Annotated in this window: 19 protein-coding genes; 17 read left to right on the top strand and 2 right to left on the bottom strand. The window is 35.5% G+C overall.

The genetic code is table 11. From position 1 onward, the window contains the following. Positions 1-175: 175 nt before the first annotated feature. The 17 genes from IP023_RS03495 to IP023_RS03415 all read left to right on the top strand — a co-directional run bounded on the left by IP023_RS03495 (position 176) and on the right by IP023_RS03415 (position 23,325). Positions 176-1,450: an MFS transporter gene (locus tag IP023_RS03495; RefSeq protein ID WP_241788866.1), complete on the top strand. Its 1,275-nt coding sequence runs from the start codon at positions 176-178 to the stop codon at positions 1,448-1,450. Positions 1,451-1,613: 163 nt separating this feature from the next. Continuing rightward, entirely contained in the window at positions 1,614-3,467 is a 1,854-nt protein-coding gene (locus IP023_RS03490) for an FAD-dependent oxidoreductase (protein WP_241788865.1), read from the top strand. 92 nt (positions 3,468-3,559) lie between these two features. Next, on the top strand, positions 3,560-6,709 hold the full coding sequence (locus tag IP023_RS03485) for a SusC/RagA family TonB-linked outer membrane protein (RefSeq protein WP_241788864.1): 3,150 nt from the start codon (positions 3,560-3,562) through the stop codon (positions 6,707-6,709). A 10-nt stretch (positions 6,710-6,719) separates the two neighbouring features. Beyond that, positions 6,720-8,414 (top strand): RagB/SusD family nutrient uptake outer membrane protein, encoded by a 1,695-nt coding sequence (locus IP023_RS03480; RefSeq protein ID WP_241788863.1) that lies wholly within the window; start codon positions 6,720-6,722, stop codon positions 8,412-8,414. Between the two features lie 17 nt (positions 8,415-8,431). Continuing rightward, positions 8,432-10,105, top strand: a complete 1,674-nt coding sequence (locus IP023_RS03475) for a DUF5018 domain-containing protein (protein WP_241788862.1) — start codon at positions 8,432-8,434, stop codon at positions 10,103-10,105. Between the two features lie 62 nt (positions 10,106-10,167). Continuing rightward, complete coding sequence (locus IP023_RS03470; RefSeq protein ID WP_241788861.1) at positions 10,168-11,568, top strand: alpha amylase family protein; 1,401 nt, start codon at positions 10,168-10,170, stop codon at positions 11,566-11,568. A 3-nt stretch (positions 11,569-11,571) separates the two neighbouring features. Continuing rightward, entirely contained in the window at positions 11,572-12,891 is a 1,320-nt protein-coding gene (locus tag IP023_RS03465) for an alpha amylase family protein (protein ID WP_241788860.1), read from the top strand. Positions 12,892-12,903: 12 nt separating this feature from the next. Further along, positions 12,904-14,082 (top strand): copper amine oxidase, encoded by a 1,179-nt coding sequence (locus tag IP023_RS03460; RefSeq protein ID WP_241788859.1) that lies wholly within the window; start codon positions 12,904-12,906, stop codon positions 14,080-14,082. Between the two features lie 115 nt (positions 14,083-14,197). Next, positions 14,198-15,112 (top strand): hypothetical protein, encoded by a 915-nt coding sequence (locus tag IP023_RS03455; protein WP_241788858.1) that lies wholly within the window; start codon positions 14,198-14,200, stop codon positions 15,110-15,112. Between the two features lie 11 nt (positions 15,113-15,123). Next, on the top strand, positions 15,124-16,524 hold the full coding sequence (locus IP023_RS03450; RefSeq protein WP_241788857.1) for a DUF5009 domain-containing protein: 1,401 nt from the start codon (positions 15,124-15,126) through the stop codon (positions 16,522-16,524). A 19-nt stretch (positions 16,525-16,543) separates the two neighbouring features. Continuing rightward, positions 16,544-17,236: a GDSL-type esterase/lipase family protein gene (locus tag IP023_RS03445; RefSeq protein ID WP_241788856.1), complete on the top strand. Its 693-nt coding sequence runs from the start codon at positions 16,544-16,546 to the stop codon at positions 17,234-17,236. 1 nt (position 17,237) lies between these two features. Next, on the top strand, positions 17,238-17,921 hold the full coding sequence (locus tag IP023_RS03440; RefSeq protein WP_241788855.1) for a GDSL-type esterase/lipase family protein: 684 nt from the start codon (positions 17,238-17,240) through the stop codon (positions 17,919-17,921). Beyond that, positions 17,921-18,859, top strand: coding sequence for a DUF4434 domain-containing protein (locus tag IP023_RS03435; protein WP_241788854.1), 939 nt, complete (start codon positions 17,921-17,923; stop codon positions 18,857-18,859). The genes IP023_RS03440 and IP023_RS03435 overlap by 1 nt, the downstream gene beginning before the upstream one ends. 4 nt (positions 18,860-18,863) lie before the next feature. Next, positions 18,864-20,012, top strand: a complete 1,149-nt coding sequence (locus IP023_RS03430) for an AGE family epimerase/isomerase (protein ID WP_241788853.1) — start codon at positions 18,864-18,866, stop codon at positions 20,010-20,012. Positions 20,013-20,034: 22 nt separating this feature from the next. Continuing rightward, positions 20,035-20,331, top strand: a complete 297-nt coding sequence (locus IP023_RS03425) for a hypothetical protein (RefSeq protein ID WP_241788852.1) — start codon at positions 20,035-20,037, stop codon at positions 20,329-20,331. A 9-nt stretch (positions 20,332-20,340) separates the two neighbouring features. Next, on the top strand, positions 20,341-21,753 hold the full coding sequence (locus IP023_RS03420; RefSeq protein ID WP_241788851.1) for a calcineurin-like phosphoesterase C-terminal domain-containing protein: 1,413 nt from the start codon (positions 20,341-20,343) through the stop codon (positions 21,751-21,753). Next, the gene (locus IP023_RS03415; protein ID WP_241788850.1) at positions 21,754-23,325 is read left to right on the top strand and encodes an ADP-ribosylglycohydrolase family protein; all 1,572 of its coding nucleotides are present in this window, start codon (positions 21,754-21,756) and stop codon (positions 23,323-23,325) included. A 73-nt stretch (positions 23,326-23,398) separates the two neighbouring features. Here the strand turns inward: IP023_RS03415 and IP023_RS03410 are convergent, their stop codons facing one another. Continuing rightward, positions 23,399-24,046 carry a carbonic anhydrase gene (locus IP023_RS03410; protein WP_241788849.1) on the bottom strand — a complete coding sequence of 216 codons (648 nt, stop codon included), beginning with the start codon at positions 24,044-24,046 and terminating at the stop codon, positions 23,399-23,401. A gap of 61 nt (positions 24,047-24,107) precedes the next feature. Beyond that, the gene (locus tag IP023_RS03405; RefSeq protein ID WP_241788848.1) at positions 24,108-25,682 is read right to left on the bottom strand and encodes a SulP family inorganic anion transporter; all 1,575 of its coding nucleotides are present in this window, start codon (positions 25,680-25,682) and stop codon (positions 24,108-24,110) included. Positions 25,683-25,779 lie beyond the last annotated feature (97 nt).

Genomic DNA, 25,779 nt, shown 5'->3' with positions numbered 1-25,779 from the left:
TGTAAATATAATGAGATTTTTTGTGAAAGCTCTAGTTTTGTAAAAAATTGGAGTCAATAACATTACTTATTAATTTTTTTTAATAAATAATTTGATGTTATTGTTTTTATTGAATAATTTAGACCAGTTTTACAATACTATCCGAGATGAAACTTTACTATAAACCTATCCTATTTTGAATAAAACTACTAAAAAATCTGTTCATCCAATGAGGTGGATCCCTACAACATGGTTTGCGATGGGATTGCCTTTTGTAGCTCTTTCTGGAGCAAGTTCTATAATGTATAAAAATATGGGCGTATCCGATGCAAAGATTGCTTTCTGGACGTCTTTGATCATGTTACCATGGACATTAAAGCCACTTTGGGGGCCTTTTTTAGAGCTCTACAAGACACGTAAATTTTTTGTATATATCACTCAAATATTCACAGGATTGTTGTTTGGACTGGTAGGGATATCTTTACAATTAGATCATTTTTTCAGTATTTCGATAGCTGTTTTTACTATAATTGCACTAAGTGGTGCTACGCATGATACGGCGGCAGATGGTGTTTATTTAAACGAATTGTCGGAGACTCAACAAGCTAAATATGTGGGTTGGCAAGGGGCATTTTATAATGTGGCGAAGGTTTTTTCGGGAGGAGCTTTAGTATACTTAGCGGGCGAATTGGAGAAGACAATGGGTATACATATTGCTTGGATGATCGTCATGTTTGCATATGGAATTATTATGCTATTATTGGGTTTCTATAATATGAAAGCTATTCCGTCAACGGAAAGTGATGTAAAGACGTCTACCTTTCAGCAAGGTGTTTCAACGCTTAAAGATGTGATAATCAGTTTTTTTCAAAAAAAGTATATTTGGTTTAGTCTTGCGTTTATCGTTTTCTATCGATTTGCTGAAGGACAAGCTATCAAAATTATACCCTTGTTTTTTAAGGCTTCACGTAGTGAAGGTGGATTAGAATTGACAACTTCGGAGATTGGTATTTTATATGGCGTATTTGGGGCAATAGCATTTGTATTGGGTTCTATTGTTGCCGGTAATTTTATCGCCAAATTTGGACTAACGCGCAAGTCTCTTTTGATATTATGTGCATTTTTCAATATCCCCTTTTTGGCATATGCATATTTAGCTGTTATGTTGCCTACTAGTTTGTATGTGATTGGTACTGCAGTCGTGATAGAATATTTTGGTTATGGCTTTGGTTTTGTGGGATTGATATTGTTTATGATGCAAAATATAGCACCAGGGAAATATAAAATGGCACACTATGCTTTTGGTAGCGGTTTGATGAATTTGGGTTTTATGCTTCCTTCAATGGTGAGCGGTATATTGAGTGATTATCTTGGTTATAAAGAATTTTTTATTTGGGTGATGATTGCTACTATTCCAGCTTTTATCGTTACAGTATTAGTGCCTTTACGAAAAGCTGATGAGCAAGAGTAAGATTTTAAAGATTTATATTTTAGACAACCAATATATTATTAAATAATTTTAATAATATATTGGTTGTTTTTATTTTTTATTTGTAATTTAGATCCCGTTAACGATTTGATCTATGGTCGATTTGTTATAAATAACCTAAGGACTACTTATTTTTATTAAACCTATGATGCGATTCTTTCTTCAGGTACTATTGTTCTTTCCTATCGTCATTTGTGCGCAAGAGTATCAAAAAACAGATGTTATAATTATTGGAGGTGGCGCTAGCGGTACCATGGCCGCAATTCAATCGGCGCGATTGGGCGTTAGTACGTTGGTAGTAGAAGAGACACCATGGTTGGGGGGAATGTTAACTGCTGCAGGGGTGTCTGCTATTGATGGTAATCACAAAATGCCTTCAGGGCTTTGGGGGGAGTTTCGTGATCAGTTGTATGCTTATTATGGTGGACCTGAGGCCGTGGAAACTGGCTGGGTAAGCAATACTTTATTTGAACCTTCTGTGGGGAATTCCATTCTTCAAAAAATGGTTGCTGCCGAACCTAATATTAAAGTGCTATTCAATACGAAGTGGATTGCTGTAGAGAAAATGGATAGCGGATGGAAAGTAAAGATTAAAGGGAAAGATGCTAAGGTGAAGACTATAGAATCTAAAGTATTGATCGATGCGACTGAATTGGGGGATGTCATGGCTTATCTAAAAGTACCCTATTATCTTGGTATGGATAGTAAAGAATTGACTAAAGAACCTTTTGCTTTAGATAAATCAAATGATATTGTTCAAGACCTTACCTATGTAGTGACACTTAAGGATTTTGGTAAGGGGACGGATAAAACAATCAAAAAACCGAAAAATTATGATAAGGCAGAGTTTGCAGGTTGCTGTGATGTTTCTGACCCTGCAACATTATTGAAAGATAATAATGATTGTTTTAAGATGCTTACTTATGGACGTCTGCCAAACAATAAATTTATGATCAACTGGCCTAAGAAGGGTAATGATATTTATTTAAATATTATTGAGAAGACTCCAGAAGAACGCGCACTACTTTTGGAGGATGCTAAGCAGATGACTTTACGCTTTGTATATTATATACAACATGAATTAGGCTTTAAAAATTTGGGTATTGATTATACCGAATATCCTACAAAAGATGGTTTTCCTATGATTCCTTATCATAGAGAATCAAGAAGGTTAAAAGCCAAATCGTTATTTGCTTTACAGCATGTAATGACACCTTATGATACACCAGAAGCATACTACAAAACGGGGGTAGCTGTTGGTGACTATACAATAGATCATCACCATTATAAATATGGTAATGCGCCAGAAATTGATTTTGTTAAAATTCGTGTTCCTTCATATAATGTACCTATGGGATCCTTAGTTCCGCAAGATTATGATGGTTTAATCGTCGCCGAAAAGAGTATAGGCGTGACTAATATTGTGAATGGCGCAACTAGACTACAGCCAGTGGTATTAGGTATTGGGCAGGCAGCAGGTGTGCTTGCTGCATTATCCGTTCAACAAAATGTCCTGCCTTCAGATGTTTCTATCCGTGATGTTCAAAATACACTTTTAGATAATAAGGCTTATATCATGCCTTTTATTGATGTCCCAAATACAGATCCTCATTTCAAAATTTTACAGCAAATCGGTGCAACGGGTATTTTGAAGGGGGTAGGTGTTCCTTATAAATGGGCTAACCAAACTTGGTTTTATCCAGAACGTGAAATTAGTGAATATGAGTTAATGCAGGGCTTAAGATTATATTATCCAGCATTGAAATCAAATTGGAATGCTTCAGGGGCAGCATTGACAGTTGATGCATGTATCAATTTATTGAATGATATAGGTGTTCATCTAACAGTAGATAAAGTTAAATCCATTCTTATTAATGAGAATATAAATAAGCAGATAATAAAGAATACAATATTGAGTAGAAGAGAGGTGAGTATTCTATTGGAGGATCTTTTGCATGTGTTTGAAAAAGATATCGACTATAACGGGGATTTGAGGTAAAATATATTATAAATAAAGCTAATTAAATTATGAATTATCTAAAACTAAAATTTAGACAATCTTTTGTTTTTAGGTCATTCTGTTTGCTTTTTATGCTTACACAATTTTTTGCGGCATACGCACAAACTATTGTACGGGGAGTTGTAAAAGGTGAAAAGAATACACCTATTCCAGGAGCGACAATAAAAGTCGTAGGAAATGGAAAAACAAGCATGACCGATGCTAATGGAAATTTTCGGTTAGATGTAGAAAAGCTACCTATTTCGTTAAATGTCTCTTTTATGGGATATGCTACTAAGCAAGTATCTATTAAATCAGATCAGCAAGTAACCATTGATCTGGAAAAAGAATCTAGTGATATTGACGAGGTAATGGTTGTAGCCTATGGTACACAAAAGAAAAGTACAATGGTAGGATCTGTCGCACAAATAAGTGGAGATGAGATAAAAAAAGCTCCAGCGATGAATATTACCAACACATTAGCGGGTAGGTTACCAGGACTTACTTCATTGCAACAATCCGGTAGACCAGGAGCTGATAATGCTTCCTTGTATATACGTGGTATAGGTACAACAGGTTCAAATAGAGGGCCTTTGGTGATTGTTGATGATATCGAGAGACCATCTTCAACATTGGCTTATTTAGATCCTAATGAGATTGAATCTATTTCGATCCTTAAAGATGCTGTAGCAACAGCTGCATATGGTGTACAAGCTGCCAATGGTATTATTTTAGTGAAAACAAAAATGGGTAATCAAGGGCCTGCGAAAGTATCTTATGATTATTCTTTAAATATTGGGCAAAATACACGTCTACCTGAGTTTTTGGATGGTCCTGATTATATGTCTTGGTATAATAAAGGTATCGAGATGGATAATGATGCTCTTGTGAATATGGGAGGTGCTATAGCGCCATATGTATATTCTCAAGAAATGATTGATGCTGTTAGAGATGGTTCGAATACGAATCCTTTATTAGGAAATACCGATTGGATGGGAATACTAGCGGGCAAAAATAGTTATTCGCAGCATCATGCTTTAAATCTAAGAGGAGGATCTGCTAATACACAATATTTTGCCAGTGTGAATCACTTGAGCCAAGATGGTATCATCAATCATACAAATTTCAAACGTTACAACGTACGTACGAATTTAAATAGCAATTTGAATGATTATTTGTCTATCGGTTTAAATCTAGGTGCTAGAAATCAGGAAAGCAATACCCCGGGTATATCTCCTGATAATACGGCTTATATGAATCCTTTCTATCAGGCATCTCGAATGTTACCTAATATACCATTATATGCACCTAATGGGGTGTATACAGCGGTTAATAATACTGCAGGGTTGATGAGCCCAATAGCATCGGTAGAAAATTCGGGATACCAGAAATATTTGATGAATATATTTCAAGGTACGGCCAATATCCAATTAAAAGTGCCTGGTGTAACAGGTTTGATTGCTAAGGTTCAAGGCGCGTATGACTATACTTCACAAGAAGGTAAAGTTTGGACACAGCCTTATGCTACAATGATGAGAGGGACAGAACAAGTAACAGGTGATTATTCAGCACAAACGTTAATTCCTGGTATTTCTAAGACTACGTTGAGACAAAGTTTTTCTGCCAACTATGCTAAAACATTACAAGCAAGTTTAGCATATAATAATGTATTCAACGAAGATCACTCTGTAGGTGCATTAGCATTATACGAATTCTATAAAGGTAATGGTAATGGCTTTGCTGCAGGAGCGAGTAATTTTCCTATTGCAGTAATTCATGAGATAAATTATGGTTCAAAGGCTGAGGCTGATATCATAAGTTCAACAGGATCGTCAAATGCCGAAACTGCTCGTGCTGGGGTAGTTGTTAAATTGAACTATGCATATAAAGAGAAATACTTACTCGAGGCAGCTAGTAGATGGGATGCATCTGCCAACTTTGCTAAAAATAATCGTTGGAAAATATTCCCAGGTGCAGGTTTAGGTTGGGTTATTTCTAAAGAGAATTTCTTTGAAGATGTTACAGCTATTAATTTCTTGAAATTAAAAACATCTTTTGGTAAAACGGGTAACGATCGTGCTCAAGTAGGGACATTCCCGTATATGGCTACTTTTGTACAAAATACATCCCCTGTTGTGGTGATTGATGGTAAACCAGTAGCTGCAATTTATAGTTCTAATATTCCTAATCCAGATTTGAAATGGGAAGAATCTACCATGTTTAATGTTGGTTTCGAATCTCGCTTTTTAGAGAATTTCTCCTTTGACTTTGATTGGTTTTACAGAAAAACTACTGGTATCTTAAAAGGAGTAGCGAATCTTTATCCTTCTTCTATAGGTGGTTATTTCCCTTCATTAGTTAACTCTGGTGAAGTAGATAATAGAGGATTTGATGCGCAATTGAAGTATAATAAAGTATTTGGTGAATTTAGATTAGGTCTTACAGGTAATTTGAACTGGGCACGCAATAAAGTATTAAGAGATGACGTCGCTGATGGTACGCCTGCCAACTTGAGCACTATAGGAAGACCTATTGGTGGTAAAACAGGATATGTAGCGGACGGCTTTATTGAGACTTGGGAAGAAGCACAAAATACATCATCTCCATCTTCAGGTGTTATCGCTCCTGGTTTCTTCAGATTTAAGGATTTGAATGGTGACGGTCGTATTACTGCTAATGGAGATAGAACTTATATCGGTCGTTCAAATGTACCAGAGTTGATGTTTGGGTTCAATATTGATATGGCTTATAAAGGTTTTGATTTCTCTGCATTACTTCAAGGTGCTGCACTTGTTGATGTGTCTTTAGCCGGTGAATATGAAGGTGCTGTTGGCATAAGTAGTGGTGTTCATGATAATACGGTTTGGACAAAGACATTTTATGGAAGCGGTAACTCCCCGTATTTTATTGTTGAGAATGCTTGGAGACCTGATAATTTAGATGCAGAGTTTCCACGATTAACAGCTAACAAAGTTGGATTGTCGCCACACAATGCTAATGGTAATTCTGGTTGGATTCGTAAAGGGGATTATTTACGTCTTAAATCTATTCAGTTAGGGTATACAATTCCGGCTAAAATAATGAATAAAGCTAAAATTAGCAATCTAAGAGTATTCTTTACAGGATCAAACTTATTTACATGGGATCATATGAAATTTATCGATCCTGAGATGCCAAATGTGAATTTAGGTTTCTATCCTCAACAAAGGATTTATGCTTTCGGAGCGAGTATTACTTTTTAATTATTAGATTATGAAATTCAATAAAAAAATAAAATATAGTGCTTTGGCATTAATGACTTCAGTGGTATTTAGTATGAATAGCTGTAGTGTTGATGTCGTGCCTCAAGATAGGCTTGCAGAAGGAGTGGTATGGACTGATCCTATATCTATAGATCTGTACTCAAGTGGTCTTTATTCAGAATTTAAAAATTTCCAATTTGGTCTTTTTCCGGGATTAGGATATGATAATGCAATGGATGCCTTGTCTGATATCATGAAATTTACGTCTACTGTTTCAGGTAATGGTACAGTAAATACATTGATTTCTAATTCGAGCTCATTTTCTCCCGCAAGTGTTGGCCTAAATTATTGGAGCACTGGATATACGCGTATACGTCGTATCAATGAGTTTATTAATGGATTGTACGAAAGATCAAGTTTGAGTGACTCTGAAAAATTGAGATATGAATCTGAAGCTAGGTTTGTAAGGGCATGGACATATTTTTGGTTAGCTAAGCTACATGGTTCAGTAATTATTCTAAAAGATATTAATGAATATGCCAATAAGGATAATGCAAGGTCTAGCGAAGAAGCGGTATACGACTTTATGATCGACGATCTGAAGTTTGCAGCAGCAAATTTGGCAGCAACTAGTAAAGCAGGTACTGCTAATAAAATGGCGGCCAATGCGCTATTGTCTCGTGTAGCATTGTACGCGGGGTCGATCGCTAAGTACGATTTGAAGCAATATAATGATGATCCACTAACAGGGATTAGCACAGGTAGAGCCAAAGAGTTTTACCAAATTGCGGCCGATGCGGCCCAAGCTGTAATTGGTTCTGGGCAGTTTGCTTTAGAGACCAATTTTGCTTCAATTTTTTCAAATAAAAATACCAAAGAAGCCATCTTTAGAGTGGACTTTTCGGCACCACAGATTACACATCAATATGACTTTGGGTATGCTCCCCCAAGAGATAATAATGGTAATACAATGGTGTATGGTGTTCCAACAGCAGAGTTAGTGAATGAGTATGAAATGGCAGATGGTACTAAGTTCTCTTGGGCAAATGCTACACATGCCGCCAACCCATATAAAGACAGAGAGCCTCGTTTTTATGCAACTATTCTTCACAATGGTGCTACTTGGAAAGGACGCACTATGAATACCTCTACGACTGATCCGATCGATGGATTTGCGTTGTATGGTGAAAGTGCTGAGCCTCGTAAAACAGTAACAGGCTATTATGCCAAGAAATTGTTAGACACGGCTAATACTACGTTTGCTGTGAATAAAAGTACACAAAGCTGGATTGAGCTTCGTCTTGGTGAAGTGTATTTAAATTTAGCTGAAGCGAAAGCAGGATTGGAAGATTACCAAGGTGCAGCAGCTACATTGTCTGAGTTGAGAGCTAAGAGAGGTATTAATAACGTAACTTTTAATACTGCAGCTACTGCATTAACGGCCATAGAGCACGAAAGAAAGGTAGAGTTAGCATTTGAAGGTCATCGTTTTTGGGATCTTAGACGCTGGAGAAAGGCACATATTACTTTAAATGGAATTCGTGTGACAGGGCATAAAATTGAACCTAATGATACAGGGTTTACATATACTGTTGTTCCTGCAGATAATCTAGATAGAAGTTTCTCTAGTAGATTGTATTATCTACCAATTCCGGAAGGCGAAATACAAGTAAACTTGGCATTAACACAGATTAAAGGCTGGTAAAATTAAACCGATAGATTATGAATAAGTTTTTAATAAATATCATAGGTATTTTTGGTGTTGGCATGCTCATGTATTCGTGTGCAAAGCCAGATACTGTGACTCCTAATGATAAAACAGAAATAGCAGATTTTTATGCGACTTATGAAGGTGATGGTCGTACTAGATATTTTGATAGTAAAATTAGTAATGATACAGTATATCTTAATGTAGATTATTATTATCCAATCAACTCTGATAATGAAGTGGATCTTAAGAGAATGTTGCTTAAAGCATCTATACCAGTAGATGCTAGCATATCACCTTCATTGGATGGTTTTACAGACCTTAGTAGCCCTATAACGGTAACAGTAACTGCAGGTAATGGCGAGCAAAAGAATTATGTAATTGTAGCGAATAAGAAAGGTAATACAGATGTATTGTCGGCTACTGTTACATATGAAGATTTCTTAGGAGCTACACAAGAGGTAGATGCTATTATTATAGGTGACAAGATGAATTTTTCTTTAGTACCTGGTACTGTTATGAATAATCCAAGAGTTACTTATACTTTGAATCGTCACGCTACGGCGTCGTTATCAAATGGTGCTTCTGTAAATTTAAGTACAGCAATTCCTTTTGTTGTATCATCTGCTGGCGATGCTAAGAAAACCTATAGCATGCAAGTTGTTGAAGCTAAAAAATTAGCTAAAGGTATCAGACCAGGTAGTGCAAAGATTTTATTTGCTAAAAAGTTAAAGGCAGATCTTGGTATCACGGTAGACAACCTTACGGGAGGTATCGCAGCAACAGGTCAATATGTAGTGTTAAATACACGTAACGAAAATAGTATGGTGATCAATGCTATGACGGGTGCTAAAGTAGGTCAAATCGAATTAGGCGCTATACGCGGTAGTCTTCGTAATTTCTATAGTACTGCTGATGATGGAGGTAATATTTTAATAAATAATCTTGCACCAAATGATGGCAACACATTTAATATATGGAAATTATCTTCTATCACAAGTACGCCTGAACTATTTATTTCGTGGAATGCTGGTGGTTCGGGATATGGTCGTAAAATTTCCGTCATAGGTGATATTAATAAAAATGCAATTATTACTGCTCCATTGGTAGGATTAGCTACTCAAAATTCTTTTGCTAGGTGGCAAGTGATAAATGGGAGTTTGGTGTCTTCAACACCTACAATTGTTGCGGTTAGTGGTTTCTCATGGACATGGAATAATGCTGATTTAGTGTATACAAATCCAACAAATGTAAATAGTGATTATTTTGCTATTGGTTACTCTAGTAATAAGTTGACTAAAGTCAATGGATTGACAAACAATGTGTCAGGGGCATTAAATGCTTTAGATGCCAACTTTATCTGTAATGCCGTAGATTATATAGAATTTAATAATTCTAAGTATGCTGCATTTACACATTTGAATGGTTTTACGTGGGGATCTGCGGATCAAGCATTTTTGATCGATACGGAAGCAGGATTGTCTGGTGATCCAAATACAACACAAAGTTTAGTATGGGCTGCACCTAAAGGGTCTTATGGTCCGGCTGCCGCACAATCTGTAGCTAATGCCAATTCTACTGCTGATGTAGCACTTACAACATCAGCAAATGGATACTTTATATATATGTATTTTATGTTTACAAATGGATATGTAGTAGGTGTGCAATTTGACTGTGTAGATTTATAATTGAATGATTAAATACCATGTGCTTGATAAGAGCACATGGCATTTTTATAAAATATATTATTATGAAAAAATTAATAGCATATGGATTATTACTTTTAGGACTTTTTTCTTGTTCTAAAGATAAAGGTCAAGTACCCACGGTGAATCAACCTAAAGAACCTGAAGACGAAAATATAGATCCATCTGAGCCGGGTAAACAAGCTTTGGTATGGGTTGATGCACATTCAAATGTATTTGGTACCTATGGTAAATTTAGCGATAAAAATGAGATAGTTAAGATTTTAGATATTCTGAAAGACTGTGGTGTTACTGGGCTTGTAGTCGACGTTAAACCTAGTACTGGATATACTATGTATCAAAGCTCCTATACTAAGGAATTTTTAACACAAAATGGAAAGACAAAACCCGCAGATTATGTAGATTTTGTAATTGCCGAAGCTAAAAAGAGAGACCTTAAGGTATATCTTTCGATTGTTACCTTCGTAGAGGGGACCACCAATGGAACTGTAGGATATGCAGCAGATAATCCGGACTTTAAAGAGAAATATGAATCTATTGTTGTCAAAAATGTTCAAGGTGAATTAGGACGTATTTCACAAACAGCTAAAAATACTTTTGTCAACCCAGCACAGCCTGCTGTTCAAGAAAGAGCATTAAATATCATAAAAGAAGTTGTTGGAAAATTTCCCCTAGATGGGCTTATCCTTGATTATGCTAGATATACAGACATCAATGCTGATTTTTCAGATTATAGCAAAGATCAATTTATTGAGTTTATGAAGACTAAGTATAATGATGCTTCGGCGGCTAATATGAATTTTCCAACGGATATAGTATCATCCTGGAAAGAGTCTTCAGGTCAACTTGTACCTAGCGTTACCGGTAAATATTACAAACAATGGCTAGTATATCGTGCATCTGTAATTCAAGGATTCTTTAAAAAAGCACGTCAAGCGGCAAAATCAGTAAAGCCTAATGTTGATTTCGGTGTATACGTAGGTGCTTGGTATAGCACTTATCATTATGTAGGAGTAAATTGGGCGAGCAAGGACTATGATCCTTTTCAAGACTTCAACTTACGTTTTGATTGGGCTTACCCTGGATATGGAGAGACAGGTTATTTGGAAGAATTAGATTTGATATTAACCGGTAATTATTTCACGCAAGTGATGTTATCTGAAAATTCGGCTACTGCAGCTATGAAATATCATTGGTGGAGTATTGAAGGCTCTCTAAACGGTATAGAGTACATTACCAAAAATAAGAAACCTATTTATGGAAGTATGGATGTCGGAAATATAAATTATGCTAGTAAAGCTGAAATTTCTAGAGCGATCAAATATATAATGTCTAGAGCATCTGGTGGTGTCATGTTATTTGACGTAGTTCATATGTATGGTCCTCAATACAATTATTTAAAGCAAGAATTATTTGACGCCGTTAAAGACGGTATTAAAAACTAAGAGATGTCGAGATTATTTTATTTATTATTTGCTGTTACTCTATTTTTAGGCGCTTGTTCTACAACCAAAAAAATTGAAAGTAAAAATAAGTTTTTTATAGACCGTAATATTCTATGGTATGATGCTACGGCTAATTTTGATCGTTTTTGTAATAAGGATTCTATTCTTTATTACTTAAAGAAATCTAAAGAGGTAGGTGTTACAGATATCGTGGTCGATGTAAAGCCTATCACAGGAGAAGTGTTATATCCCAGCAATATTGCTCCAGTAATGAATTCCTGGGGCACCTCAGGTGTAAAAAAAGATTTATCATGGGATATGCTTTCTTTTTTTATAGAACAAGGACATAAGCTTGGCTTGAAAGTACATGCTTCAACAAATGTTTTTGTGGCTGGTCACAATTTTTATGATAGAGGCGTTGTGTATGATGATCCTACAAAAGCAGCGTGGCAAACATTGTCCTTTTTGCCCGAAGGTTTTGTCAAAATTACCGATCAAAAATCGAAGTACTCAGCTATGTTGAATCCTGTGTTGGAAGAAGTACGTAATTATGAACTTTCTATTTTGAAAGAGTTGGTTGGTAAATATCCCAAGCTAGATGGTATCATCTTAGATCGCGTACGTTTTGATAATTTGAATGCTGATTTTTCGGATTCTTCTAGATATGCATTCGAAAAATATATTGGAAAAAAGGTAGAGAATTATCCTGATGACATTTATAGCTTCAGTGGTAAAGATCGTATAAATGGCACATTGTATAAAGAGTGGTTAGAGTGGAGAGCAAGTATTGTTCATGATTTTATTTATACAGCGCGTAAAGAGATTAAGGCTATTAATCCGAATATCTCTTTTGGTGATTATACGGGATCTTGGTATCCTTTATATTTTGATGTTGGGGTCAATTTTGCCAGCAAAGAATACGATCCTAGTAAAGATTTTGATTGGGCTACGCCAAAATATAAAGATTACGGCTACGCTGAAGCTTTAGATTTATTTACTACCGGGAATTACTTTTTTGAAGTAGATAAAGAAGAATTAAAATCGCAAGCTGCCGCAGCTACTAAAACGTTAGAATCTGGATTAGTGGTAGAAAAAGAGGATTGGTATACCGTAGAAGGGTCTGCCGAATTGGTCACCAAAGTTACTAAAGGGAAAACTCCCGTTTACGCAGGTTTATATGTTGAACAATATAAAGATAACCCCGATCAATTTGTAAAAGCGTTAAAAATGTGCCGAGAAAAATCTGATGGTTCGATGATTTTTGATATCGTGCATATCATCAATTACGGTTGGTGGGATGAATTGAAAGAAGGTTTAAAATAATAATATCTAATCATGATAAAAAATATATTTTCAGTAGCACTAACATCTTTATTATTAAACGGTGTTTATGCACAAACAGATTTGAAAAAAGTATCAAGCATTCTAAAAAATGCGAAAGAGGGTGAAGTTGTCTTGTTAGATAATTTCCTAGATCCTAATTTCAAAAAAATTGAATACAAGCAAACTATTGCCCCAGGTCCTCAGTTCATTATTTCTGATGATCCTGAATATATTCGTCTTCCTGAGGCTATTGCTATGCAAGAAGAGGTTTTACCAGGTGCTGTTCGTTTGTATGTTTATAATGTAAATGGTATTAATGAACCCCAACAAATGCCGCGCAAAATTAATGCGGTAATAAAGAATCTTGGTAAGGAAAATTTACATCTACGTATGCTGAAATATTCGTCACAAAAGCCAAGTACGAATTATTTCCAAATAGGAAAACAGGGTTTAGCAGATTATTTTGCTTCTGAAGAGAAAGGTAATGTACGTGTGGTAAAGCCGGGCGAAGTTATTGCTATCGATGAGGCGTTTGATAAGCATATTGTAAAATATGATGAGTTAGTACATGGTCTTTATGAATTTGTAGTTGATCAGCCTGCTCAAATAAGTGTTTTACAGTTTGCTCCAGAAAAAACAGCTGTTCAGGCTTTCTCACAAATTGATACTGTGATACCATTTAGTCATGTCAATGCAGGAAGAGGTATTTTTCCAGTTTCTAATTATAAAATAGTTAGTAAAGATACTTTACTAACGACCAATGGAGTTAGTCAACTTGTAGTTGCGGATGGAATTGACGATCCATGGATCACAGGAACTATCGGTGCTGATAAACAGGATGCTAAGAATGCCGGAAATTATGGCGTGTTGTATGATACTAATATCAAATGGAAAAGTACTGATGGTAAAGGATTAGCACTAATTACTTGGAATAGCCGTTCAGCAGATAACCAATGGTGTGGTGGTATGGGATTAACTATGGAGTTGTTTGATAATGATAACAATAAATCTGTTGTTCAATTTCCTTCGGATAGGTTAGTTACTAAGGCTGCTCCAGAGGCTATTTTGTTGAAAATATATAAGCCGGATCCTACAAAAGATATTCAGGAGATTAATTTCACATATTCTCCTCCAGGAGCATCATGTCTACCTACGCCGCTAATATTGGTACCTATAGATTTGAAAAAATAGAAATTTTTTCTGATCTATTTTAGATGGGAGTGAATTAAACTGGGGTATTGGGTTTGGAGAATAAGTGTCAGATTGACTAATCTTTGTGGTATTTAGATTGAAACGTAACCGTTTTATGGAATTATTGTGGATAGCATTAAATCGTATGTTAAGTAGAATTGGCCTTACTTTACTCTCGTTTTTATTAATGAGTTGTATGCACAAGATGAATAATAATTCCTTAATACTAGGAAACCTTAAGAGTAAAAATAAGTTAGTTTTTTTGCCGAATGAGGTTATACCTGACGATAACTATACCTGTTTCAAAGGTGCCTATTATAGAAAAGCTGTCAGTAGTAAAGATCATTGGATTGGTATAAAGGGAGAGGTAACACTACCTTACGTCACATTTGATTCCTCAAGACTCAATACCGCTAAACCAGGGCAATACTTGGATAATCCATCTATTTATTTAGGTGGAAATATGGATGGACAAGAAACGGATATTGGTCTTACCTGGGAAGTGCTGAAATATGAAGACGGTTCTGTATCGAAGGAACGTTTAGCATTTAGACCTTTTTTTAGAAGGACGAGCCATAAATCTGGACAAGAGAGCGTATGGGTTTATGCTCCTGCAAGCAAAGAGTTTTATTGGTATCCAGGTGAAAATGTAGAGATGTCTATTGAAGTGATAAAAGATGGTCTTGTACGATTTATTGTCAAAGGTGCTGGCAAGTATTATGAAGGAGATTTTGAATGTGCGGGTTATACGTTAAGTGGTATCGCAGATTTTAAACGTGTCAATGCTATTGACCAAGTTAGGAATGAAGGTAAACCAGCGCAACCGACTAAGACTAAAGTAGAAGGTGCCGTATGGGATTATACTACTTTAATTCGTATGCACGATGGTAAGCGCTTAGAGGTTCCTATGCACAATGGGCGAAGAACTGATATGCGCTGTCCTGAAGCTAATTTCTTCTCTATTAAACAGTCTCCGACTGCTGCACAAAAGGGAGCAGAGGTTATCAATATCAATGGTTTAGGGAGTTAATTTATCACAATATGCTTAATAATAGAAATTTAGCCATTGACTTCTTGCGTGGTTTAGCTATCATAGGAATGGTAATGGCTGCTGTTATTCCTTGGACTAATGATTTTCCAGCTTGGATGTATCATGCACAAGTAGGGCCTCCAGATTTTATATTTAATCCTCAAAATCCAGGTATTACTTGGGTTGATTTGGTGTTTCCATTTTTCTTATTTGCTATGGGTGCTGCATTTCCTTTAGCATTGCGTGGAAAATTGGATCGTGGTGAGCATAAAGTTATAGCCTTAGGATTGCTACGTAGAGGTGTGTTATTAGTGTTTTTTGCCATTATATTAGCCTATCTTGAACCAAATAATTTACACGCTTCTCCAGTTGTCAATTACCTGACAGCAATAGCTACTTTTGGCTCTTTCTTTTTAGTATTTATGCGATTTGAAGGTTCTTTGGTACGCAGGTATGGTCTTCAGGTGCTTGGTTTTCTAATCATTGGTATTCTTGTGTTTTTTCACAGTGAAATTTTAGGGAATACCTTTGTCAAGTCTAAAAATAATATCATCATTTTAGTATTGGCAAACATGGCTTTCTTTGGATCGATATGTTGGCTAATTACGGCAAAGAGCTTTCTTCTGCGTATAGGTATTGTTGTTGCTTTCATGGGGATTTGGTTTTCTCATACGATCGAAGGAAGTTGGACATCTATTCTATGGGATTTTCATCCTGATATAAAATGGTTCTATAATTTCTCTTTCCTAAAATACTTATGTATTGTGTTACCGGGTTCTATTTTGGGAGATTTACTATTAGAGCAGAAGCATTTGGTACAACAAAACTACACTGCTGATGAGAAATCTAAAAATAGTATTATTGCTATTATTTGCTTGGCTTTTGTCGTTTTTCACGTGGTTACCTTGTATGTAAGGGCCATTAATATCAATTTATTAGGACAAGTTCTTTTTGGTTTTATTTTCTTTTTATATTTTAAATATAATACATCTGGGCAAGCATCATTTTACAAAATATTAGTATTATGGGGTTACGTACTTACGTGTATTGCCCTGTGTTTTGAACCTATAGATGGAGGAATAAAAAAGGATCCTTCTTCTTTTAGTTATTGGTTTTTAACAAGTGGATTAGCTTTTGTATTCTATATAGTATGTGACTATTGTACTAGGATTTTTCGTAATAATATTATCATTATGTCCATCGTAAGAAATGGTCAGAATCCAATGGTAGCCTATTGTGTTACTGCATTTTTTATTACCCCTCTTTTTGGATTAACTCATTTACTTCCATTATTTGATCATTTATCAGCTTTAAGTCCATATTGTGGTCTTGTTAAGGCTGCGGTTTATATTTTCTTAATGGTATTTATAACAAATTATACAACATATAAAAAATGGTTTTGGCGTTCATAACTAAAACAACCTATTAATAATGAAATTAAAAATTGTAAAGTATTCTATTCTTACTTGTTTGTTATCTGCAGTATTTTATAATAATACATATGCTCAAGCTCCAGTAGATAGTAATTATATTTTCTCTGGTTATACCGAAAAAGTAGATTTTTTTAATAAAATGCCTACACGTAAGGGACCAATTATATTTATTGGAGATAGTTTGACCGACGCAGGTCGTTGGGCAGATATTGCTCCAGACTTGCCTATATTGAATAGAGGGATTAGCGGTGATATTTCTTTTGGGGTATTAGCTCGTTTGGATGAAATTGTAAAGCATCAACCGCAGAAAGTATTCTTAATGATCGGTGTCAATGATTTGAAAAGAAATGTGCCGACGAGTTTTATTATTAATAATTATAAAAAAATTGTCTCTAGAATACAGATGGAGTCACCAAGAACAATTATTTACTTAAATAGTATTTTACCTATTAATTCTAGCAAATTGATTGAACCTTTTCGTTCTGTAAAGAATGAAGATGTAGCACAGTTGAATCGTGCTTTGAAAGAAATCAGTGCATCAAATAAAAATGTTCATTTTGTCGATTTGCATAAGGTCGTAGCTGATAAAGATGGTCAATTGCGTGCAGATATTACTTCAGATGGTATACATATGGAGGTGGCAGCATATATAGAGGTAATAGATTATTTGAAAAAAGTAAAAGCATTATAATATGAAATTTTTGAATTTATTTCTGCTGCTAATCGGGGGTGTCCAATTAGTAAATGGCCAAACGGAAACGAATAAATCTTATAATACAGGATATAATAACTGGTATTATGACTCCAGAGAGTTATTGTATCAAGGATTGAAAGATACCAAAGTAGATATTGTTTTCTTTGGTAATAGTATTACAGAAAGGGGCCCATGGCACGATGTATTTGGAGACAAATACAAGATCGCTAATCGGGGTATTGGTGGTGATAACACCTATGGGATGAAGGCACGTATTGCTGATGTGGTAAGTACCAAACCGAAAAAAATATTCTTGATGATGGGGATTAATGATATAGGTCGCGGACTACCTATGGATTCGATATTGAAAAATTATGAAGAGATAATACAGATTATTAAAAACAATAGCCCCAAGACGAAAATATATGCACAAAGTACACTGCCCTTGAACGAATCTAAAATTACTATGGATTATTTAAAAGGCAGAGAGCAGGATATAAGAAGCCTTAATACGGGTATTGTAGCGTTAACAAAGAAGTATAATATCACATTCGTGAATGTAAAAGAGGTATTAGCGGATGATTATGTCCTTAAGCCATATTTTACGGCAGATGGTATTCATCTCAATGCAGATGCGTATGTAGAATGGACAAAATACTTGAAGAATAAAAAATATTTATAATGAAGATTACAGGAACTTTTATCGATGAGATAAGCCACGATATTCCTCATCAAAATTGGGGTAGAGAAGAATGGGATAAGGATTTCGCTTATATGAAAGCTGTAGGGATTGATACTGTAATATTAATCCGTAGTGGATACCGAAGATTTATTACTTATCCTTCTGCATGGTTGCAAGATACACATGGTTGTTATGAACCGCCGATAGACTTAGTGGAGATGTATTTGCAATTGGCAGATAAGCATGGTTTGAAATTTTATTTTGGATTATATGATAGCGGCAAATATTGGGATACAGGAGTGATGCAGCATGAGATCGATGCCAATCGCTATGTCATCGATGAGGTATGGGCTAAATACGGTAAGTATAAAAGTTTTGCTGGATGGTATTTGAGTATGGAGATCAGCCGTCAGACAAAAGGTGCTGCTAGTGCATTTCGTATCCTTGGTGAACAATGTAAAGCTGTAAGTGGAGGACTTCCTACGTTTATTTCGCCATGGATAGATGGTAAAAAAGCCGTGATGGCAGCATCTTCATCCTTATCGAAGACTGATGTTGTCTCTTTGAAAGAGCATGAAAATGAGTGGAATGAAATATTTCATGAAGTGCATAACGCGGTAGATGCCGTAGCCTTTCAAGATGGACATATTGATTACCATGAATTGGAGGATTTCTTTAGCGTAAATAAGATGCTAGCAGATCGCTATAATATGCAATGCTGGACAAATGCAGAGTCTTTTGATCGGGATATGCCTATTAAATTTTTACCAATCAAATTTGAAAAATTGAAATTGAAATTGGATGCTGCACGAAGAGCAGGTTATGATAAAGCTATCACTTTTGAGTTTTCTCATTTTATGAGCCCTCAATCTGCTTATTTACAAGCAGGTCACCTTTATAACAGATACAAAGAATATATAGAATCATTGAAAGCGTAATACGATGAAACAATTTGCCGAGAAATATAAACAAGAATTAGTAGATAATGTAATGCCTTTTTGGGAGAAATACTCCGTAGATAAGGAATATGGAGGTTTTTTAACTTGTCTGGATCGTGATGGGAAAGTTTTTGATACCGACAAATTTATGTGGTTGCAGGGGCGTCAAGTATGGACACTATCCTCTTTGTATGATAAGTTAGAACCCAATGAGAAGTGGAAAGAAATGGCTATCCATGGGGCTGAGTTTATACTCAAAAATGGACGTGACAACAATGGGGATTGGTATTTCTCGTTAGATCGTGCAGGTAATCCATTGGTACAGCCGTATAATATTTTTTCAGATTGCTTTGCAACCATGGGCTTAGCGGCATTGTATAAGATTACAAATAAGGATGAATATGGAGAAGTAGCACATACTACTTTTAAACGAATAATCGAACGACAACATAACCCTAAAGGCCAATATAGTAAAGCTTTTCCGGGTACTAGGAATTTGAAGGGATTTTCATTGCCTATGATTCTAAGCAATTTATCATTGGAATTGGAACATATTGTAGGCTCTCCTTTAGTAGATGAATTAATAGATCAAGTAATTCATGAGGTGATGGAAGTGTTCTATCAGCAAGAAACGGGGCTCATTATGGAGAGTGTGCATCTTGATGGCTCTTTTTCTGACACCTTTGAAGGACGTCTAGTCAACCCAGGACATATCATTGAAGCGATGTGGTTTATGATGGATTTAGCAGATCGCAGAAAGGATCCTCTGCTAATGGAAAAATGTATAGATATCGCTATACGTGCATTAGAATTTGGCTGGGATGAAAAATACCAAGGGATTTTATATTTCAAAGATATCCTTAATAGACCTCCTCAACAATTGGAATGGGACCAAAAATTATGGTGGGTACACTTGGAGGCATTAGTATGTATGGCAAAAGGATTTGCTTATACGGGTGATGAAAGATGTAAAAAATGGTTCGAAAAATTAGATGATTATGCATTTAAGCATTTTGCAGATCCTCAATTTGGAGAGTGGTATGGGTATTTAAATAGACAAGGAGAGCCTTTATTGACCCTCAAAGGGGGAAAATGGAAAGGCTGCTTTCACGTACCTCGTGCCCTCTTTAAAGTATATGAGACACTCAAGTAACTTAAATTTCTACCTATAAATTATGAAAAAGTATAAACTGACAATGCTATTTTTCTTATTAGCATTATTCGTTAATGCTTCTTGCAAAGAAGAGAAACATGTTCCTCCTACTTGGGGAGAAGATAAGGAGGAACAAAATAAAGAACCAAATGCTGCTGTAGTTAAATCTGGCTGGAAGTATGTAGAAGATTCTTATGGAGAGTTACCTAATTATATAAATGGTGCTGGCTCTAGTGGTATGCTTGTAAATGGCAAGGAAACTATTAAGCCTAGTGATGGTACGCAGCGTGCAATTTTGACGGCTGTAGGATTACAATAGATAAATCTTATGAGGAAATTTTATGTACTGATATCCTACTTGTTATGGATGTCCACTTTATTGGCGCAACGTACTATTAAGGGAAGAGTGATCTGTGATGGAAAAGGAGTGGTAGATGTGGTGGTTTCTAGTGGTTATCAATTTGCGAAAACAGATAAAAAAGGTGATTTTAAGTTAGTTATAAATGAGGGGAATAAGTTTGTACAGATAACGAGTCCTTCAGGTTACCTCGTTGAGTCCACCAATTCTATACCTAGGTTTTATCACCCCATTAGTGATTCTATAAATACCTATACCTTTCGCTTACATAAAAATCCTAAGGACGAGACTAGGCATAAGCTTATTGTGCAGACAGATATACAAGTGGCTAATGCTGAAGAGCTCACGATTTATAAAGATAAAGTTCTTCCTGATATTAAAGCTACACTAGCGCTACAGAGGGAACAGTATACCTTAGGTTTAGATTTGGGTGATATTGTAGGTGACAATCCACAATTGTTTGAACCTTATATTGATGTCATGCATACCCTAGATTTGCCTTTCTATCGCGTCATTGGAAATCATGATATGAATTATTGGGGGAGGACATTTGAAACTTCAGAGTCTAAATTTCAATCTTATTTCGGACCTACTGTTTACTCTTTTGATAAAGGAAATGTCCATTACGTGGTTTTAAATAATAATTTCTATATCGGTAGGGATTACTTTTATATGGGATATATTGATGAAAAAACATTTAAATGGCTGGAACGTGACCTCTCATATATTCCTAAGGGACATACTGTTTTTGTGATGTTGCATATACCCACACAATTGACGGTAAAGCAGAACCCTTTTGCCTATAACTATTCTACAATGGGAGGAACAACGATTAATGCTTCCTCTTTATACAGATTATTAGAAGGTTATAACGTTCATATATTGTCTGGACATACACATCAATCTTTTAATATTGAGCACAATCAAACGTTGTATGAACATAATATTGCAGCAGCTTCTGGAAGTTGGTGGCAGATAGATTTATGTACGGATGGGACGCCGCGGGGGTATCGTGTATTTGATATTGATAGTACCAATGTATCTTGGTATTATAAGTCAGTAGGCAGAGATAAAGATTATCAATTTCGCCTATTTAGGGATGATGAAGGAACAGTTATAGCTAATGTCTGGAATTATGACCCACAGTGGAAGGTTGAGTATTATGAAGATGGGAATTATATTGGCGAGATGGAGCAATTTGAAGGAATTGATCCTATCGTAGCTAATCTTACCAAAGATAAGTCACGATTTAAGTACAGTTGGATAGCTGCTTCAACTACATCTCATCTTTTTAGAGTAATACCTAGAGAGAATGTTAAAACGCTAGAGGTTAAAGTGACGGATAGATTTGGCAATATTTATAATGAACAATTAAATTTTTAAATGATGAAAGCAATATTTTATTTATTAGTAATTATTTCAATGAGCTCTTGCTCGATAATTAAAAGTAAGTACTTTAAAGTATCGAAATCGGAAATCGAAGATAAAGTAGCGGGCGCTTGGGCCGCCAAAATGATAGGGGTAATGTATGGTCGGGAGATGGAATTCAAAGCTCTTGGGAAAACATATGATGACGTTATCCCTTGGACTCCGCAATTAATCGAAAAAGCGTTATTGGAAGATGATATCTACGGGCAATTGAGTTTTATGAATAGCTTGGTAAAGCATGGTGATGCTGCAACAACTTATTTATTAGCACAAGATTTTGCTAATGCTAGTTTCCCATTATGCCATGCTAATTTACAAGCCCGTAAGAATATTTTTGATGGTTTGAAGCCTCCTTTTACAGGTAGCCCAGAATATAGTATGCATGCTGATGATATTGATTTTCAGATAGAATCTGATTTTATAGGTTTTATACATCCTGCAATGTCTCAAGAGGCAAATGCTATGGCTGATAGTATAGGTAGAATAATGGCTTATGGAGATGGATTATATGGAGGTATGTATGTCGCAGCGATGCATAGTCTAGCATATAAAGAGAATAATGTATTAAAAATAGTTACGCAGGCATTGCATGCAATACCTGCCAAGAGTAGCTATGCACAATGTATTCAAGACGTAATTGATTGTTATAAGAAAGATCCTAATGACTGGAAGAAAGCTTGGGCTTTTGTACAAGATAAATGGGCGGAGCATGATATCTGTGTGCCTTACCATGAATTTAATATTGATGCAAAATTAAATGGCGCCTACATTGTTATAGGTTTGTTATATGGGAATAATGACTTACAGAAAACAATGGAAATTGCAATTAGATGTGGTCAAGATACTGATTGTAACTCGGCTAATGCAGCCGCTGTTTTGGGTATTATTGATGGATATGAAAGAATTCCTTTAAAATTTAAATCTCACCTTCCCTCAATAGCTGATAAAAATTTCTTGCATACAGAATATTCTTATAATAAAGCCGTAGAAGAAACGATAAAACTTATAGAAAAGAACATAGTTGCACATGGGGGGAGTATAAAGGATAACGATTATTATATTAAAATTCAAAAACCGGCTTTTAAAGGTCAATTAGAGCAATCCTATCCTAACAAAATTATGAGTCATCAGATTAGGATGTCAGACAATAATCTATGGGACTTGAGTGGAAATTGGAAAGAGTTTGTTTATGGGGATGGTGATCCAGATTTATATAAAGTTGCTCAATCGCCAAATGATACCTTAACAGTGGATTTTGAAGGTTCAGGCATATCTTTATTAGGCAGCTGGAACAATGATGGTGGCCAAGCTGACGTATATATAGATGATATCTTTGTGAAAAGGGTAGACACTTACTTCAGAGAAGAGGCAGGTAAATATGACGTTAATAGAGCACATATATTTCATAGTATGAATTTAAAACCAGGTAAGCATCGCTTAAGATTGGTTGTTGCCGATCAGAAAAATGAAAAATCTGTAGGGAATAAAATATATGTTGAACGTGCGGTAATATATAAAGACAGATAAGGTATAGCTTTATTACATAATAAAAGGCGTTCAATACATTGAACGCCTTTTATTATATAAATATATTATTTCTCTATTTATAAGAGAATACTTCGCCTAATTCATCATTGCTCGTAAAAGTCGTATCCAAGTCAATAAGCTCTCCTGTACCAATATTGATGACCATGCCATGAACAGCTAAATCATTACGCTCTTTCCATGCATTTTGAATGATAGAAGTTGTACATAAGTTGAATACTTGTTCTTTAACATTTAGTTCAACTAACTTATTTGCTTTATCTTCAGTATTTTCAATTGCATCGATCTCTGCAGAATGTAAACGATATACATCTTTGATGTGACATAACCAGTTATCAATGATACCATATTGATTGCGGCTCAATGAAGCAGCAACACCACCACAACCATAGTGACCTGCGATAATGATTTGTTTTACTTTTAATACATTCACAGAATAATCTAGTACAGCCAACATACTCATATCGGAGTGAATAACCATATTGGCAATATTACGGTGTACAAATACTTCACCAGGTTTTTTACCCGTCAATTCGTTTGCTGGAACACGGCTGTCAGCACACCCAATCCATAGTACTTCAGGACTTTGTCCTTTTGCTAATTGCTCAAAACGTCCAGTTGTATCATTACTTACAAAATCAACCCACTCTTTATTTCCGTCTAATATTTTTTGAAATCCTAATTCTAATTCTGTATTTCCCATGTTATATGTTTTTAAATGCCATAAGATAGTGGCTTGTATCTTTAAATGTATTTAGTTAAAGTTAAATGACTTTTTTGTTTTTTTCTTGTTTCTTACGTAATTTTTTTTTGTACGAGATGTCATTTAGTTCAATATTGACTCCTTTGCTGAGGGCATTTTGTTCGAAATCCTTAATAACCTCTATTACGTCTTTATCTATGAATTTACTTTCATTACCGTTGATGATGACTTTATCAATTCCCTTTGGTAAACCATATAATTTTTGTTGAATAGGTGCTTTATTCAAAAATGAAACCTCTTCAGCTAATGTGATGATAGCGGTACTCTTATCTTCTTTATGCTTTAATTCGTAGTGGTATGCATTTTGCATATTTGCTTTAAGGATATAGAATGTAGCAACTACAATTCCAATAGCAACACCTGTTAATAAATCGGTAAGCACAACAGCTAATACAGTTACCGCAAATGGTATGAATTGATCAAGACCTTTACTAAGCATTTGTTTAAATAATGCTGGTTTTGCTAATTTATATCCTGTAAATAATAAAATAGCAGCTAAACAGGATAGCGGGATATGGTTTATCAGTGATGGAACAGCTAATAAAGCGAGTAATAACCATATACCATGCAATATAGCGGATTGTCTTGTACGACCACCAGCAGTAGCATTAGCAGACGAACGAACAATAACTGATGTCAATGGTAAACCACCCAACATACCACTTGTAATATTACCTACTCCTTGTGCCAATAATTCTTTGTTTGTAGGAGAATTACGCTTGAATGGGTCTATTTTATCTACTGCTTCAATACTTAATAGCGTTTCCAAACTCGCAACTATAGCAATAGTAAAAGCTACAGTCCATACTTCTTTATTCCCTATTTGAGCAAAATCTGGAAATATAAATAGCCCTAAAAATTCATTAAAGGACGAAACGACGGGGATGGATACAAAATGACCTTTTGCAGCTAAAGAAAAGTTTGTTCCTTGAAAGGCTAAACTTAGACCAATACCTATTAACACAACCATGAGTGGTGCAGGTAGTTTATTAAGCCCTTTTATACTTGGCCAATAGATTAATATCGCCAACGACAAGAAACATATGATAGTAGCACCCCAGTTTACTGTATTTAGAATAGTATTTGTAAATGCGGTGATTCCACCACCCTCCATTTCAAAGGCATGTGTTTCTATCATTCCAAATGCTAAGGGTAATTGCTTTAGAATAATAGTGATACCAATAGCGGCAAGCATCCCAAGTATCACTGAAGAAGGGAAATAGTTTCCTATCATACCTGCCTTTACAAAACCCAATATCAATTGGATAACTCCTGCTACAACGACAGCTAATAAAAAAGTCTCATAAGCGCCCAATTGCATGATTGAACTTGCGACAATTGTCGTGAGCCCAGCTGCAGGTCCACTTACACTTAATGCAGACCCAGAAAATGAAGCTACTACAATACCGCCAATCACTCCCGTTAATACTCCCGCAAATAATGGTGCACCTGAAGCCATAGCAATACCCAAACATAGGGGTAATGCAACTAAAAATACCACAATACTCGCTGGGAAATCATATTTCAAATCCCTCTTCGACAATTTCAAAAAAGCGGATATACGTGTTCCTAACATAATTTTAAAAACCAGATTATATTTTAAATAATTAATAAAAATAAGCACAGACATTTCATTTCGTGTCGTTTATAGACGCAAAGAAGGTGCTTTAAAT

It is taken from the genome of Sphingobacterium rhinopitheci (assembly GCF_022627575.1).
GTDB classification, from domain to species: Bacteria; Bacteroidota; Bacteroidia; order Sphingobacteriales; family Sphingobacteriaceae; genus Sphingobacterium; species Sphingobacterium rhinopitheci.
Note: the sequence above shows the minus strand (reverse complement) of the source record. Positions and strands in the feature narration are given on the sequence as shown.